Annotated in this window: 14 protein-coding genes; 8 read left to right on the plus strand and 6 right to left on the minus strand. The window is 62.5% G+C overall.

Annotation, left to right across the window (positions count from 1 at the left end; all coding sequences use genetic code 11):
* Nucleotides 1–32: 32 nt before the first annotated feature.
* Complete coding sequence (locus tag OVA07_RS17295) at nucleotides 33–800, minus strand: esterase/lipase family protein (protein WP_268172928.1); 768 nt, start codon at nucleotides 798–800, stop codon at nucleotides 33–35.
* Between the two features lies 1 nt (nucleotide 801).
* Complete coding sequence (locus OVA07_RS17300; protein WP_268172929.1) at nucleotides 802–2424, minus strand: GMC family oxidoreductase; 1623 nt, start codon at nucleotides 2422–2424, stop codon at nucleotides 802–804.
* Between the two features lie 134 nt (nucleotides 2425–2558).
* Between OVA07_RS17300 and OVA07_RS17305 the strand changes: the two genes are divergently transcribed.
* The 7 genes from OVA07_RS17305 to OVA07_RS17335 are packed head-to-tail and all read left to right on the plus strand — an operon-like array spanning nucleotide 2559 to nucleotide 9325.
* A complete protein-coding gene (locus OVA07_RS17305) occupies nucleotides 2559–2954 on the plus strand; it encodes a Zn-ribbon domain-containing OB-fold protein (RefSeq protein ID WP_268172930.1) in 396 nt (131 codons plus the stop codon).
* Nucleotides 2951–4102, plus strand: a complete 1152-nt coding sequence (locus tag OVA07_RS17310) for a thiolase family protein (protein ID WP_268172931.1) — start codon at nucleotides 2951–2953, stop codon at nucleotides 4100–4102. Before OVA07_RS17305 ends, OVA07_RS17310 begins: the two co-directional genes overlap by 4 nt.
* A gap of 9 nt (nucleotides 4103–4111) precedes the next feature.
* Nucleotides 4112–5326: an acyl-CoA dehydrogenase family protein gene (locus OVA07_RS17315; RefSeq protein ID WP_268172932.1), complete on the plus strand. Its 1215-nt coding sequence runs from the start codon at nucleotides 4112–4114 to the stop codon at nucleotides 5324–5326.
* A 12-nt stretch (nucleotides 5327–5338) separates the two neighbouring features.
* Entirely contained in the window at nucleotides 5339–6313 is a 975-nt protein-coding gene (locus OVA07_RS17320; RefSeq protein ID WP_268172933.1) for a thiamine pyrophosphate-dependent dehydrogenase E1 component subunit alpha, read from the plus strand.
* Nucleotides 6314–6330: 17 nt separating this feature from the next.
* Nucleotides 6331–7344, plus strand: coding sequence for an alpha-ketoacid dehydrogenase subunit beta (locus tag OVA07_RS17325; RefSeq protein ID WP_268172934.1), 1014 nt, complete (start codon nucleotides 6331–6333; stop codon nucleotides 7342–7344).
* An 11-nt stretch (nucleotides 7345–7355) separates the two neighbouring features.
* Complete coding sequence (locus OVA07_RS17330; RefSeq protein ID WP_268172935.1) at nucleotides 7356–8798, plus strand: dihydrolipoamide acetyltransferase family protein; 1443 nt, start codon at nucleotides 7356–7358, stop codon at nucleotides 8796–8798.
* Nucleotides 8795–9325, plus strand: coding sequence for a VOC family protein (locus OVA07_RS17335; protein WP_268172936.1), 531 nt, complete (start codon nucleotides 8795–8797; stop codon nucleotides 9323–9325). Before OVA07_RS17330 ends, OVA07_RS17335 begins: the two co-directional genes overlap by 4 nt.
* Before the next feature lie 53 nt (nucleotides 9326–9378).
* On the opposite strand, the gene OVA07_RS17340 is transcribed toward OVA07_RS17335, so the two are convergent.
* The 3 genes from OVA07_RS17340 to OVA07_RS17350 are packed head-to-tail and all read right to left on the minus strand — an operon-like array spanning nucleotide 9379 to nucleotide 12470.
* On the minus strand, nucleotides 9379–10278 hold the full coding sequence (locus OVA07_RS17340; RefSeq protein ID WP_268172937.1) for a LysR family transcriptional regulator: 900 nt from the start codon (nucleotides 10276–10278) through the stop codon (nucleotides 9379–9381).
* Between the two features lie 18 nt (nucleotides 10279–10296).
* Nucleotides 10297–11130 (minus strand): alpha/beta fold hydrolase, encoded by an 834-nt coding sequence (locus tag OVA07_RS17345; protein WP_268173281.1) that lies wholly within the window; start codon nucleotides 11128–11130, stop codon nucleotides 10297–10299.
* Nucleotides 11130–12470, minus strand: a complete 1341-nt coding sequence (locus tag OVA07_RS17350; RefSeq protein ID WP_268172938.1) for an MFS transporter — start codon at nucleotides 12468–12470, stop codon at nucleotides 11130–11132. Before OVA07_RS17350 ends, OVA07_RS17345 begins: the two co-directional genes overlap by 1 nt.
* 264 nt (nucleotides 12471–12734) lie before the next feature.
* On the opposite strand from OVA07_RS17350, the gene OVA07_RS17355 reads away from it, so the two are divergent.
* On the plus strand, nucleotides 12735–13958 hold the full coding sequence (locus tag OVA07_RS17355; RefSeq protein ID WP_268172939.1) for a M24 family metallopeptidase: 1224 nt from the start codon (nucleotides 12735–12737) through the stop codon (nucleotides 13956–13958).
* A gap of 234 nt (nucleotides 13959–14192) precedes the next feature.
* Here the strand turns inward: OVA07_RS17355 and OVA07_RS17360 are convergent, their stop codons facing one another.
* Nucleotides 14193–14474 carry a hypothetical protein gene (locus OVA07_RS17360; RefSeq protein WP_268172940.1) on the minus strand — a complete coding sequence of 94 codons (282 nt, stop codon included), beginning with the start codon at nucleotides 14472–14474 and terminating at the stop codon, nucleotides 14193–14195.
* Nucleotides 14475–14880: the final 406 nt, after the last annotated feature.

The following is a 14880-nucleotide window of genomic DNA, read 5'->3' on the forward strand; positions in this document are numbered from 1 at the left end:
CCGACCGGAAGCATTCAGGAATAACTGATCCTTTAAGGATAAAAGCTGGCAAATGGTCCCTTCGCTTCAAACTTGCGCCATTGCCCGTCGGGCAGGGCCAGCCGGTCGGCCACCGCCCAGAACACGCCGGGGTTGGCGACGAAGCCGAAATGGCTGCAGTGAACTTCGATGTTTTCGGTGTGCGGATCGGTTGCGCTGACGCAGTTTTCCCATGCGGTGATGCCGTCGCTGCGTGAAAAGATGGCGGTGGACGGCACCGGCAATGGGTGATGCCCACCGGCATAGCGGGCAGCGGTTTCGTCCGATGTCACCACATTGCCGGTCAGCATTTCATATAGCGATGTCAGGCTGGTGGCGCGCGGATTGCCGGTGAACGGGCTGCCCAGCGTCACGATCTGACGCAGGCCACCATGGTCGCGCCGCGCCGCTTCGCGGGCAATCACGCCGCCAAGGCTCCACCCGACAAGGCTGACTTTCTGGTGGGTCTGCGCAGCAATGGCATCGATCCGCGCCGCCAGATGTTCGCCATTTTCGCCAGCCGAATGCTGGTCCAGATTCCAGCCCAAATCCCACGGGAACACCTGATAGCCCAGCTTTGCCAGAAAGCTGCGCAACAGCACGGTCATGCCATCATTGGTGGCAAAGCCGGGCAGGACCATCACCGGATGGCCATCGCCGCGCGGCGCCTTGCCCAGCATGGGCCAGGCCAGCGCCAGCATCGCCGCTTCTGTCAGAAAGCGTGGGGTTTCCAACATGGTCCAGCCCATTTGCGGACGGCGGATTTCAGCGGTCGTGGTCATGCTATCCCTTGCGATCCTGCAAAATCAGCGCACCTGCGCGGTATCCCATGGCCATGGCCGGAGCATTGGTATTTCCGGTAACATGGCCGGGCATGACCGAACAGTCGACCACGCGCAAGCCATCCACCCCGCGCACTTTCAGCGCCGGGTCCACCACCGCGCGATCATCGGCCCCCATGCGGCATGATCCGATGGCGTGCAGCCCGCAGCTTGCCAGTTTGCGGAACGCTTCAAGAATATCCTCGTCGCTTTCCACCCCTGCGCCGGGGATCACTTCATCCCCGATCATCCCGGCCAGTGGCCCTGCATGCATCAGCTTGCGCATGAAACGCACCATGGCCACGGCGGATTTGCGATCATGCTCGGTCGTCAGCCAGTTGGGCGCGATCACCGCCGCGTCGGACGACTTCGGCCCGCCTGCCCGCACCGACGCTTCGCTGGTCAGGCGCAGGAGTTGGCCATAGATGGTCAGGCCCGGGCGCGGATCGATCTTGTCCAGTGGCACCGGGTTCTTGTCGTCGCCCACGGCAAAGGTATAGCCGCCCATGTAGATCTGCGCGTCGGTGCGCCCGTCAGGGTGCGCGACATTGCAGAACCCGCCCACTTCGAACGGCCCGGTTGCCATCACGCCCTTTCGCGTGGTGATCCAGCGCAGCATCGCCAGCATCGCGCCCACCCCGCGCAACTGGTCGCTTGATCCGCGTCCGTGTGCCAGCCGATACGGCATGGCAAAGGCCAGATGTTCAATCATGCGCTCGCCCACATCGGGCGATTGCACCAGTGGCGTGATGCCTGCGGCTTTCAACCGTTCACCATCGCCAATGCCCGACCGCTGCAACAGTAGCGGGCTTTCCATCGCCCCGCCGGTGACGATCACTTCGCCTGCGCAGTCAAACCGGCGCACCATGCCATTGACCGTGGCTTCAACCGCCACAGCGCGGCCATTTTCGATTACCACCCGTTCGGCCAGCGCGCCGGTCACCACGTCCACGTTGGGGCGTTTGCGCGCGGCAGCAAGGAAGGTGTGGGCGCTGCTCTGGCGCTTACCCTTGCGGATGTTGTGGGTGTAAAGCCCGATACGCGGCCCCGGCGTGCCGTTCAGGTCATCCACCCGCTTCAGGCCCACCGCCTCGCCCGCGCCGATCATCGCTTCGGTCAGGGGGTAGCTGTAGATGGCAGGGTCGACGTGCACGCGCCCGCCCGCCCCGCGCATTGGCCCCGCACCCGCCGCATGGTCTTCCAGCGCAAGGAAAGCCTCAGTCATGCTCTGGCCGTTCCAGCCGGTTGCGCCGCCCGCTTCCCATGCGTCATAATCGGCAGGCTCGCCACGGCTCCAGATCATGCCGTTCACCGCTGACGATCCGCCCAGCCCCTTGCCGCGAATCCACACTTCATTGGCGGGCGCGCCATCTTCTCGCGGCTGCGTCACCGGATAGGCCCAGACATGCTTCGGATTGGTCACCAGCTTGGCCACGCCTTTGGGCAGCGTCACCCAGAAGCTGTCGTTCTCGCCGCCCGCTTCCAGCACCAGCACGCGCGATTTGCCATCGGCGCTCAGCCGTTCGGCCACCACACAGCCGGCGCTCCCCGCCCCCACCACGATGTAGTCCCAAGTTCCGGTCATCAAGAATCCCTCTCGCCGTGCAGACCTTGGCACACTGGTAAAAGGGACAACCCTAGCGTTTTGCAGAGTCGGCAAAGGGGGCATTCGGGTGGCTTAAGGGGAAACACAGGAATCGTTGCCGAACTGGGAGAGCAATGCGCGTTATCGCCGAAGGGCTGCTTACCGAAGAAAACCCGCCGCGCCTGATCGGCGGACGTGACCGTGAGAGCGGCCGCGTGGTCTTCCCCTGCCCCCCCGGTGACAGGTTCGCCCCCGTGCCGCTGTCGCGCACTGGCACGCTATGGTCCTACACGATCCAGCGCTACCGCCCCAAATCGCCGCCTTATGCCGGGCCGGAAGCGTTCCGCCCATGGCCGGTCGGCTATGTCGAACTGCCCGGCGAAGTGATTGTCGAGGCCCGCCTTGCCAATGTTGCGTTCGAAGACATCCGCATCGGCATGCCGCTTGAACTCACCCTTGTCCCGCTCGATCCCGATGCGACAGACCCGGTGATGATCCACGCATTTCAGCCTGAAGGGACCGCAGCATGAGCGGCGACGTCTGCATCGTCGGTATCGGCATCCACCCGTTTGGGCGCACCGATGGCCTTTCGGGTCTGGATCAGGGCGTATTCGCGGTGCGTCAGGCGCTGGCCGATGCCGGAATTGCATGGGGTGATGTGCAGTTCGCCTATGGCGGATCGGATTCTGCCGGCAATCCCGATACCATGGTCGAACGCCTTGGGCTGACCGGGGTGCAGTTCATCAACGTGCGCAATGGCTGTGCGGCGGGCGGATCGGCGCTGTTTTCGGCGCAGATGGCGATCAAGTCGGGCGAATTTGAAATCGGCATGGCCGTGGGCTTTGACAAGCATCCGCGCGGCGCGTTCAATGCCCTGCCGTCGGAATACAACCTGCCCGACTGGTATGGCGATGCCGGATACATGATTACCACCCAGTTCTTCGCCAACAAGATCATGCGGTATATGCACGATCACGGCATCAGCCAGCAAACACTGGGCCGCGTGGCCAACAAGGCGTTCCGCAATGCCGTTCACGCCCCCCACGCATGGCGGCGCGAACCGGTAGATCTGGAGACGATCCTTGACGCCCCGCTGGTGTCCGATCCTTATACCAAATATATGTTCTGCTCTCCGGCAGAAGGCGGCGTCGCGCTGATCCTTGCCAGCGAAAAGAAAGCGCGCGAGCTGGGTAAACCACTGATCCGGCTGAAAGCGGCTGCCATGCGCACCCGCCCGCCCGGCAGCTTTGAAGTATTCGCCCCGTCCATCGATATTGGCGGCGGAAAGGCCACCGCCACCCGCATTGCCAGCGCTGACGCTTTCCGCATGGCCGGCATCGGGCCGGAAGACATCGCCGTGGCCCAGCTTCAGGATACCGAAGCCGGTGCCGAAATCATGCACATGGCCGAAAACGGGTTCTGCGCCGATGGCGATCAGGAACGCTGGCTGGCCGAAGGGCTTACCGAAATTGCCGGCAAGCTGCCGGTCAACACCGACGGCGGCTGTCTTGCCTGTGGCGAACCCATCGGCGCATCGGGCCTGCGGCAGGTTTACGAAAACGTCGTCCAGTTGCGTGGCGATGGCGGCGGGCGGCAGGTGCCCGGCAATCCCAAAACCGCCTATACCCACGTCTATGGCGCGCCCGGCGTCTCTGCCGTCACCATCCTCGAACGCTAAGCAAAACCCATGGATATCGATCTTTCCCCCGACGAACTGGCCTTCCGCGACGAAGTGCGCGCCTTCCTTGCGGCCAACCTGCCGCAAGACGTAATCGACGGCGCGGCATCATCGCCCACCGTGTTCGTCGAACCCGATATCGGCCAGCGCTGGAACGGTATCCTGAATCAGCAGGGCTGGCTCGGTTATCAATGGCCCACCCACGCGGGCGGCACTGGCTGGTCGCCGGTTCAGCGCTATATCTTTGAAAAGGAATGTGCGCTGGCAGGCGCGCCGAACCTGACCGTGCTTGGCCTCAAACTGGTCGCCCCGGTCATCTACACGTTCGGCACGCCCGATCAGAAGGCCAAGTATCTGCCCCGCATCCTGTCGGGCGAAGATTACTGGTGTCAGGGCTTTTCCGAACCCGGCAGTGGGTCCGACCTTGCCTCGCTGCAATGCCGCGCCACGCTTTCCGAAGACGGCACGCATTACAAGCTCAACGGATCGAAGATCTGGACCACGCACGCCCATTGGGCCAACAAGATGTTCTGCCTGGTCCGCACCGATGCTTCGGTCAAAAAGCAGGCGGGCATTTCGTTCGTGCTGGTTGACATGAACCAGCCCGGCGTCACCGTTGGCCCATTGCTGACGCTGGCGGGCGACCATGAAGTCAACCAGGTCTTTCTTGAAGACGCCATCGTCCCGGTCGAAGACCGCATCGGTGAAGAAGGCGACGGCTGGAAACTCGCCAAGTTCCTGCTGGAAAACGAACGCGGCGGATCTTGCCATTCGCCCAAGCTGGAATACGATCTCGACCAGATCGAACAGGCCGCAGGCACCGAACCTGATGGCCACGGCGGCAAGCTTGCCGATGACCGCGACTGGAAGCGCCGGGTGGCCAAAGTCCGCCTTGGCATTCAGTCGCTGGAAATGATCGAACTGAAAATCCTTTCCGAAGTGGCCAAGGGCCGGGCGCCGGGGCCGCAGACCTCGCTGTGCAAGATGCTGGCTTCCAACCTGCGGCAGGATGTCGATCTGTTGGCGGTCGATCTTTACGGCGCGGCGGGCCTTCAGCTTGATTTCGCGCGCCCATTCTATGGCGACAATGCCCCTGCGGCGATCCATTCCAAGGGTGCGCAAGTCGCCTCGGCGCGGTATCTCAACAGCCGTGCCTGGACCATTTTCGGCGGAACCAACGAAGTGCAGTCGGGCATCATCGCCCGCACTGTGCTCGGTCTATAAAGGGAAAGAAGGATGCAGCTGAGCCGCGAGGCGCTATTGCGCGCCTATCGCCAGATGAAGGTGATCCGCGAATTCGAGGAACGCCTGCACGTCGATATTCAGACCGGTGAAATCGCCGGGTTCACCCACCTTTACTGCGGGCAGGAAGCCGTTGCCGTGGGTGTGTGCGAACATCTTTCGGTCGAAGACAAGATCGTCTCCACCCATCGCGGCCATGGTCACTGCCTTGCCAAGGGCTGTGACGTGAACGGCATGATGAAAGAAATCTGGGGCAGCCGCGAAGGCCTGTGCAAAGGCAAGGGCGGTTCCATGCACATTGCCGATGTCGACAAGGGCATGCTGGGCGCCAACGGCATTGTCGGTGCAGGTTCACCCATCGGCGTCGGCGCGGGCATTGCCTGCAAGATCGATGGCAAGGGCCACGTCGCCATCACCTTTTCGGGCGACGGCGCGTGCAACCAGGGCACCACGTTCGAAGCCATGAACATGGCGGTCGTGACCAAGGCCGCCACGATCTTCGTGTTTGAAAACAACCACTATTCCGAACACACCGGGTTCGAATACGCGGTTGGCACCAACAAGGACATCGCCAGCCGCGCCGAAGCATTCGGCATGAAGGTGTGGCGCGGTGACGGCACCGATTTCTTCAGCGTGTTCGAAACCATGCGCGAAGTGCTGGAATATGTCCGCGTCCCTGGCAATGGTCCGGCAGCGGTGGAATTTGATACCGAACGCTTCTTCGGCCACTTCGAAGGCGATCCGCAGCGCTATCGCGGCCCCGGCGAACTTGACCGCATCCGTGCAGAACGCGACTGCCTGAAAAAGTTCCGCGAGAGCGTAACACAGGCCAAGCTGCTGACAGACGCAGACCTCGACGCGCTCGACGCCGAAGTGCTTGAAGCCATCGAAGAATCGGTCCGCCAGGCCAAGGCCGCTGACCGTCCCACCGCCGAAGACGTCCTTACCGACGTCTATATTTCGTACTGAGCGGGAGCGACACGACAATGGCAAAGATGATGTATCGCGACGCCGTCGTATCGACGATCGCAGAAGAAATGGAGCGCGACGAAAACGTCGTTTGCTTGGGCGAAGATATCGTTGGCGGCATGGGCACGCCCGGCGGGCCTGAAGCCATCGGCGGCATCTGGTCCACCTCAACCGGCCTGTTCGGCAAATTCGGCGCGGACCGCGTGATCGATACGCCGATTTCGGAAAGCGCCATCATGGGCGCGGCAGCGGGCCTTGCGCTTTCGGGCAAACGCCCGATTGCCGAACTGATGTTTGCCGACTTCATAGGTGTTTCGCTGGACCAGATCTGGAACCAGTTGGCCAAGTTCCGCTATATGTTCGGTGGCAAGACCAAGTGCCCTGCAGTCATCCGCATGGCCTATGGCGCGGGCTATAACGCGGCGGCACAGCACAGCCAGGCCGTCCACCAGATCCTGACCGGGATGCCCGGCCTCAAGGTCGTCATGCCCACCACGCCTGCTGACGTGAAGGGCCTGCTGCGCACCGCCATCCGCGATGATGATCCGGTGATTTTCCTTGAACACAAGGCGCTTTACGGCGTTTCAGGCGAAGTGCCGGATGACCCGGAATACATGATCCCGTTCGGCCATGCCCGCCTTTCGCGCGCCGGGCAGGACGTGACCATCGTCTCCACCGGCCTGCTTCTGGGGTTCTGCGAAGCGGTTGCCGACAAGCTGGCCGCAGAAGGCATCGGTTGCGACGTGATCGACCTTCGCACCACCAGCCCGATTGACGAGGAAACCATCCTCGATTCCGTCGAAGTGACCGGCCGCCTGATCGTGGTTGACGAAGCGCCCCCGCGTTGCAGCCTTGCCGCCGATATCTGCGCCACGGTCGCCAACAAGGCCTTTGCCAGCCTGAAAGCGCCGCCGCAGGCGATCAATCCGCCGCACACCCCCATCCCGTTCGCGCGTGAGCTGGAATCTGCCTACCTCCCTTCGATCGACAAGATCGAAGCGGCGGTACGCAAGGTTCTAAGCTACCGTTGAGGAGCCGCGAAATGGCCAATATCCGCCCATTCTGTATGCCCAAATGGGGCATCGAAATGACCGAGGGCACCATCGCCGAATGGATGGTCAACGAAGGCGACGCCTTCACCAAGGGTCAGGTGCTGTGCCTTATCGAAACTGCCAAGATCACCAACGAGGTCGAAGCGGAATACGATGCGGTCTTGAAGCGCCTGCTGACGCCTGCCAGCGATGAAGCCCACCCGGTTGGCGCGCTGCTGGGCGTGTTTGCCGATGCCGACACCACTGATGCCGAAGTCGATGCCTTCATCGAAAGCTTCAAGCCTGCCGAAACTTCCGTGGCGGCCAAGGGCGGCGGCAGTTCGGCTCCGGCCCCGGCAGCAGCACCCGCTGCTCCGGCTGCGGCCCCTGTCCGCACGCCCACCAAGATCGTCACCAACCGCGCGATCAGCCCCGAAGCCTTGAAGCTGGCTGAAGCCGAAGGCGTCGATATCGAACCCATCGAAGGGTCGGGCCGCAACGGACGCATCACCTATCAGGACGTGGTGCAGGCACTGCGCCCCGAACGCAGCCTATCCTACAAGGGCGGCGCGCAACTGGTGGAAGACACGCCCGAAGTGTTCGCATCGCCGCTGGCCCGGCGCATCGCCGCGCAGCACGGCATCAACCTTGCCAATGTCATCGGCACCGGCGCGCGTGGGCGTATCTCGAAGGCTGATGTGCTGGCGCTGGTCAAACCTGCCGCTCCGGCGGGCGCAGTGTCGTTCGGTGCGCCGTTTGAACTGGTCGCCAACCAGCCCACGGTTCAGCCGTTCGACAAGGTGCGCAAGGTTGTGGCCAAGCGCCTGACCGAAGCCAAGCAGACCATCCCCCACTTCTACCTGCGCGTTTCGGCGGCGGTCGATGAACTGATGGCCCTGCGCAAGACTGCCAATCTGGTGCTGGGCACGAAAGCGTCGATCAACGATTACATCGTCAAGGCCGTGGCCATGGCGCTGGTCAAGCACCCGGATGTCAACGTGCAGGTCCATGGCGACAGCGTCCACAGCTATCCCCATGCCGACGTGGCGATTGCGGTGGCCAGCCCCAAGGGTCTTGTCACTCCCATCGTCCGGCAGGCCGACCGGATGCACATCGCCCAGATCGCCGCCACCACCCGCGCGCTGATCGACAAGGCACAGGCGGGCAAGCTGGGGTATGAGGATATGGACGGCGGCACCTTCTCCGTCTCCAACCTCGGCATGTTCGGGATCGAGAATTTCGACGCGATCATCAACCCGCCCCAAGGCGCGATCCTTGCCGTGGGAGGGGTAAACCGGGTTGCAGTGGAAGCCGCCAATGGCGACATCGCGTTCGAAAGCCGGATTTCCTTCACCCTGTCGGTCGATCACCGCGCCATCGACGGCGCATTGGGCGCGCAGTTCCTGCAAACGCTGAAAGGCCTGCTCGAAGCGCCGGAGGGCCTGTTCGCATGACCCGCCCCATCACCGCGCTCGGCCCGGTCGGCCAGCTTGCATACCTGCCGCAAGATTTTGATGCGGCGGTAAAATACTGGACCGAAACGATGGGCGTCGGCCCGTTCTACCTGATGGAGAACGTGGCCCTTGGCGAAGCGAAATACAAAGGCGTGCCCACCGGCGCGGTCTTTTCCATCGCCATCGCATACTGGGGCGATGTGCAGATCGAACTGATCCGCCCGGAAAACCGCGAACCGTCGATCTATAGCGGCGAATACGCGGTGACCGACCAGTTGCACCACATCTGCATCTTCGTCGATTCCATTGCCGAAGCGCGGGCCGCCTGTGCTGAAGCCGGGGCGGAAATTCTGGTCGAAGGCAAAGTAGGTGAAGACGGCGAAGTGATCTATGTCGATCCGGGTTCAGGACCGGGGCATGTGATCGAACTGCTACAAAACATGACCGGCGCCGACGCCATCTTCCAGATGATCAAGGACGCATCGGTCAACTGGGACGGAAGCGAGCCTTTGCGCAAGCTGGGCTGACGGAACTCTTTCGCAAAACAAGACGTACATCCGCGCGGCCTTAAGCTCAGGACCTAAGAGCACGCCGCGCGGATGACCGCTTTCAACTGGCGGATCAGGCGCGTTTCATAGCGGCCCTGCAATGTGACGAAGCCAAAGGCCGGAGCGCCGATTTCCGATCCTTCCAGCCGCCGCAAAGTGCCGCTGGCAAGCTCTGCCGCCACGCTGTCGCACGCGATCATCCCCACCAGCCCACCATCGATGATGAGCGAACGGTGCAGCGCTGCGGATGATACCCGCACGATCTTGTTATCGCGTGAATAACCAAAGCGGCCGATCATGTCGGTAAATTCGCGCGTTTCCAGCGGGTCTATCGTGTCATAGGCGCTAAGCTGCGCCCATATGTGCCCGCCCTGCCCCTCATTTGGCAAGCGCCCCGTATCTGAAAAAATTGGATGATCGGCGCGCGCAACGATGGCGTAATCGCGCCGGAACAGCGGTTCGAAATCAAAGGCTTCGTCGCTGAAATCCACCGGCAGCCCGCAGAACGCAAAGTCCAGATCGCCCGCCGAAAGCATGGCCATAAGCTGCGTGGTGTAACCATCGCGCACCCACAGGTCCACCGGCGGGCTTTGATCGATAAAGCGGCGCAACGTGCGGGTAAGCCACTCGGACACCAGCACCGGGTGAATGCCCACGGCAAGGCGCGGGTGGCGATCCGCCTCGGTCAGTTCTTTCACGATGCGGCGTTCTTCGGCCAGCATCAGCCGCGCGCGCACCACCAACTTTTCGCACATCGCGGTGGGCTGCACCCCCGATGGCCCGCGTTCGAACAGGCTGGTGTTGAATTCCTCCTCAAGCTGCTTGATCGACAGCGTCAGCGCGGGTTGGGTAATGCCGATGGCCTTGGACGCCTTGCGCAGGCTGCCGCATTCATAAATGGCGATCATCCGCTTGAGCTGGACAAGGTTCATGCGGATGATCCGTCCATATCAGGTTGCACCAAGGAAGGTTTCCACCGCATCGACAACCCGGTCGCGCTCCAGCTTCAGGACGCCGTGCTTCACCCCTTCGATGTCCATCCGCCTGCCGTTGCGGAAATGGTGCGAGGTGGCACAGGTTACCTCCCACAGATCGTCCTGCGGGTTCATCACCAGCACATCATGCGCAACTTCGGCCATCGCGGCAAGGAAGTCATAGCGATAGACCGAGATATAACCCCACGGCATCCGCGCGCCCAGCCGCAGGCATTCGGCCATGTTCATGTGCCGCTCTTCATAGGAAATGCGCGGGTCCGAGAGCGTGCCGATGATCGCCCACAGCTTTTCGACGTGGTCCAGACTGGCATCGGGTGCGGGGAACGCTTTCAGCAGATTCGCCAGCTTTGCCTCACGCTGGTCAGCGGGGTAAGCGGCAAGGCCGAACAGTACCATGCGCCCCACCCGTTCGGGCACGCTGCGGGCCAGTTCGGTGGCGATCAGCGATCCGGTGTGAAAGCCCATGACATGATAGGTGTCGCCTGGGATCAACCCTTGATCGGCCAGATCGACCATCAGCCGGTCGGCCACGCCAGCGAAATCCTCGATGCTGACGGGCGCTGGCGGCGTGTCCGACATGCCATAGCCCGGTGTGTCCATGGCAATGACAGTGCGACCCTTGGACAGTGGCCCCATCACCGGCAGCCAGTCCGCGCTGCTGCTGGGCGTCTGGTGCAGGCACAGGATGGGTGTGCCCTGTCCTTCCCCGTTCTCCGGCCCGCCCGCTGCAATCCGGTAATGCACCTGCCCGAACCGGCTGTCGGCATAGCCGCGCTTGATTTCCACCATCACGTCACCTTCCTGATTGCTTGAAACTGTGCCGCAGCGACAAAGGCCAGCAGCGCCGAAAGGGTGAAGGCCAGCGTGCCGACAATCGCCATCGACCAGCCGACGGCCTGCGGATCGGCAAAGACCGATTGCGTCAGCCATGCCACCGCCACCGGTCCCAGCGACCCGCCGATCAGCGTCATCACGAAAGCATAAAGCGCCACGGCAAAGCCGCGCAGCGATGGCGGGGCAATTTCAGACAGGACCGACAGCATGGTGGTGCCGTAAATGGCCATGACGAACATCAGTTCACCCAGCATGACGATGGCCATGGTGCCGCTGCCGGCAAATTGCGGCAAGGCCGATGGCAGTGCCAGCACGGTAAGCCCCGCCGCCAGCCGCATCCGCCCAGCCACGCCAAAGCGCCGCCCCACGCGGTCCACCACAATACCCGCTGCAACCACGCCCAGCGCCGCCCACAGCACTTGCGCAAGGCCCAGCGCCTTGCCGGCAGAGCCGATGTCATAGGCAAATATCCGCGTCAGGAACACCGCGCCCCAGCCCGTCGCCACTACGCCCCCTACCGCGAACAGCGCCAGCGCCAGATAATAGGGCACGAACAGCCTATACTGGCGGCCCATGGCGCGCATCCCCTGTCCGAAGGACAGCTTTTCATGTCCCGGCGCAGCGGCAGCAACCGTGCGCGGCGGTTCGCGCAGCGTGGCCAGCAAAGCCAGCAGCACGACCCCGCTCAACCCTACCAGCACAAAGGCGATGCGCCACGGCGCAAGCTTGCCGATCACCGGCAGGCCCGCAAACGCGCCCTGCGGCGCCAGATCAAGGATCAGCCCGCAGATCAGCGACCCCAAACCGAACGCGATCATGCTGCCGAACACATAAAGCGCCATCGGGCGGCCCCGGCGTTCGGGTGGGAACAGGTCGCTTATCATCGTCACCGCGCACGGTCCCAGCACCGCTTCGCCCACGCCGATGAACAGGCGCGATGCGAACATCGACCCGAACCCGGCGGCAAAGCCCCCGGCGACAGTCGCCGCGCTCCACACCGCAATCCCCGCCAGCAACAGCTTGCGCCGGTTCACCGCATCGGCCACCGCGCCCAGCGGCAGGCCGACCGTGACATAGAAGATGGAGAAGGCAAAACCCTGCAACAGCGCAATCTGCATTTCGCTGATGCCAAGGTCTGCCCGTACCGGATCGATCACCAGCGCCAGCATACCCCGGTCGATCGTCGAAACGATTTGGGCAAGAAACAGCGTGGCCACGGTAAGCCATGCGCGGCCCACCGATCCGGAATGCGCGCTATCCACCGTGCCGAAACGGCCAGGGGCATTGGAATCCATAACTTTCTCCCCGTGCCGGGCGAAGGCTATCGTGCCCCCTGCCCCAGCCGATGCCCTTCGCCTGCCTGTCCGCCTGACGGAAGATTGTTCCCCGCACTCGCGGCGCGAACAAGCCGGGTGAAGGATCGTCACCGCTACCACCCTGCCCGCGCGCACCCAAAATCAGAAGCGCTTATCGCCTTGAGGAAATCCTGATTGGCGCAGCCGCTGCGCAGATGCTCCTGTGCGCACCTTCTCCGTAAAACCCACAGAAAGCGCCCGCCAATGACCGATCTTCAGCCCCTGATGAACCGCGCCGTGGCGCAGCGGGTGATGGCGGCCCACGGCGTTGCCGCGCTGGTCCTGACCGACACGACAAACATCTATCAGGCCACCGGATACTGGCCGCAAGGCGTGGCGATGGGGCAGGCAGGCGCGGCTTTTGCCATCGTGCCCGCCAGCGCCGATGCCCCGGTCACGCTGATTACCAGCCAGTTCCTGCATTACCTGCACGATATCGAAGCCCCGCAGCCGGGCGGGCCGCTCGATATCCTGCTCTATACCGCGCCCGATGGGCTGGAGGGGGCCACCCCGCCCATCTTCCTGCCACACGCATCAGGAGGCCGCCCCGATCCGATGGATCATCTCACGCAAGGCACCACACTGGAAGTGCTGGAACGCAATGGCACCTTCCCCAATGCCGCTGCCGCGCTGAAACAGGCAGTGGCAGAGATCTCCGGCACACTGGCCAGCGATGCCGCGCTGGTGGCGGGCATTCTGGCCGACCGCACCGCATTCTGCCCGGCCCAGCCGCTGTTGCGCCGTATCCGCATGATAAAATCGCCGCTGGAAATCGGCCTGATGCGCCATGCCGCGCGCAACAATGCACAGGCGGCGCGCGCCGCAATCCTTTCGATGCACGCAGGCGACACCTATCAGGACATGGCACGTGCGTTCTTTGCCGAAACCGGACGGCGCGGCGGGGTGCCGCTGTTCCTGTCCACCGACAGCACCACCATGCGCAAGCGCGACGGCGTGATCCACGATGGCCGCAGCTTCCAGATCGATGCGGTCAGCAGCTATGCCGGATACCACGGCGATTATGGCCGCACCGTGTTTGTGGGTGAACCCGACCCGATCATCATGCGCATGGTAAATGCCGCCGCCTGCGCCAACGAAGCCATCGCCGCTGCCCTGCGCCCCGGCCTGATGTATTCGGACGTGCGTCGCATCGGGCAGGAAGCGGTAGCCCGCGCAGGCTATGACATCGCCATCCCCTGCGCGGCGCACAGCGTGGGCCTGTTCCACACGGACGAGGCGTATGACGGCGACAGCCTGCACTTCAAGAAGGCCGACCACCTGATCGAAAAGGACATGGTGCTCAGTATCGATTGCCCGGTGCTGCATCTTGATGCCGCCGGGAACGTGCATCTGGAAGACCTGTGGCTGATAACCGAAAACGGCTGCGAAGCGCTGAACGACCGGGACGAACCGTTCCTGCGGATTTGATGGCAGCGCTGACCAGCAGCGGGACGCCTTTTCAGAAGTCAAAAACAATCCCCGTTCGTATCAAGCGAACGGAAGGTTGGGAACAATCCAGCACAGCATATCACTGCAGCACCGTCGCGCCTGCCCTGGTGGCCAGGGTTAGGGCGCGTGGACAAATTTGTCGTGGCGAGAGCGTCAGCTATCCGCCATTTCGCTCTGAAAACAGACTTTCCCGATACGACGCCGTTGCGGACGCTAACCCAATCGGTTCGGGGTAGGATCGCCTCGTTCGGCAATCAAATGCTGGCGGGCTTCGCCACAGAAATGCTCGTAAGCACGCGCCAGACTTTCACGTGAGAGTGAGGATTGTTCTGCAATCAAGTCAAGCAGGGCTTCTTCATTTCGTTGCGCAATCTCGCCCACTAAAGCTGCTTCGTTCAAACCCAGATTTCGGGCGAGAAGGCGTGTCGCGCGGACTCGCTTTCTGAAGTCGAAGTCCATGAGCCGTGCCGACTCGAACTCCGCCTTCTTGCGCATTGCCTCGCCTAAATCCCAGACCATACCGGCAGTATATAGCAATGCATAATAGGCTCAACCGAGCAGCAGCTTCCCCCCCTTTGCTGCCGTTCGGCCCGCTGTCAGCGCTCAACAGTAGCGGTCTTGCCGTCAGGACGGAATTGTCCACGCTGCATAGGCAGTTTGCAAACTGTCGGTGCCGCGCCTTTCTTTTCTGCGTCACCCCGGACTTGTTCCGAAGTCTATCTTGCAATCAAACCCACAGTTTACAGACAAGAAATGAACCTGAGACAAGCTCAGGTTAATGAGAATTTCCGGCGCGTTACAGTGGATCCGACGCCCAAACAAAAAGGGCCGGGCCGCAATGGCCCAGCCCCGAAATGCCTTGGTCGAACGGCGGATTTTCGCCGCCATTCGACCAAACGTG

Origin of the sequence: Novosphingobium sp. SL115 (assembly GCF_026672515.1) — a bacterium.
Taxonomy (GTDB): domain Bacteria; phylum Pseudomonadota; class Alphaproteobacteria; order Sphingomonadales; family Sphingomonadaceae; genus Novosphingobium.

Excerpts from the sequence above, each read along its gene's own strand:
- OVA07_RS17305 (WP_268172930.1), top strand. The coding sequence starts at position 2,559 with ATGCGCGTTATCGCCGAAGGGCTGCTTACCGAAGAAAACCCGCCGCGC.
- OVA07_RS17320 (WP_268172933.1), top strand. The coding sequence starts at position 5,339 with ATGCAGCTGAGCCGCGAGGCGCTATTGCGCGCCTATCGCCAGATGAAG.
- OVA07_RS17335 (WP_268172936.1), top strand. The coding sequence starts at position 8,795 with ATGACCCGCCCCATCACCGCGCTCGGCCCGGTCGGCCAGCTTGCATAC.
- OVA07_RS17315 (WP_268172932.1), top strand. The coding sequence starts at position 4,112 with ATGGATATCGATCTTTCCCCCGACGAACTGGCCTTCCGCGACGAAGTG.
- OVA07_RS17310 (WP_268172931.1), top strand. The coding sequence starts at position 2,951 with ATGAGCGGCGACGTCTGCATCGTCGGTATCGGCATCCACCCGTTTGGG.
- OVA07_RS17300 (WP_268172929.1), bottom strand. The coding sequence starts at position 2,424 with ATGACCGGAACTTGGGACTACATCGTGGTGGGGGCGGGGAGCGCCGGC.
- OVA07_RS17340 (WP_268172937.1), bottom strand. The coding sequence starts at position 10,278 with ATGAACCTTGTCCAGCTCAAGCGGATGATCGCCATTTATGAATGCGGC.
- OVA07_RS17295 (WP_268172928.1), bottom strand. The coding sequence starts at position 800 with ATGACCACGACCGCTGAAATCCGCCGTCCGCAAATGGGCTGGACCATG.
- OVA07_RS17330 (WP_268172935.1), top strand. The coding sequence starts at position 7,356 with ATGGCCAATATCCGCCCATTCTGTATGCCCAAATGGGGCATCGAAATG.
- OVA07_RS17360 (WP_268172940.1), bottom strand. The coding sequence starts at position 14,474 with ATGCGCAAGAAGGCGGAGTTCGAGTCGGCACGGCTCATGGACTTCGAC.
- OVA07_RS17345 (WP_268173281.1), bottom strand. The coding sequence starts at position 11,130 with ATGGTGGAAATCAAGCGCGGCTATGCCGACAGCCGGTTCGGGCAGGTG.
- OVA07_RS17350 (WP_268172938.1), bottom strand. The coding sequence starts at position 12,470 with ATGGATTCCAATGCCCCTGGCCGTTTCGGCACGGTGGATAGCGCGCAT.
- OVA07_RS17325 (WP_268172934.1), top strand. The coding sequence starts at position 6,331 with ATGGCAAAGATGATGTATCGCGACGCCGTCGTATCGACGATCGCAGAA.
- OVA07_RS17355 (WP_268172939.1), top strand. The coding sequence starts at position 12,735 with ATGACCGATCTTCAGCCCCTGATGAACCGCGCCGTGGCGCAGCGGGTG.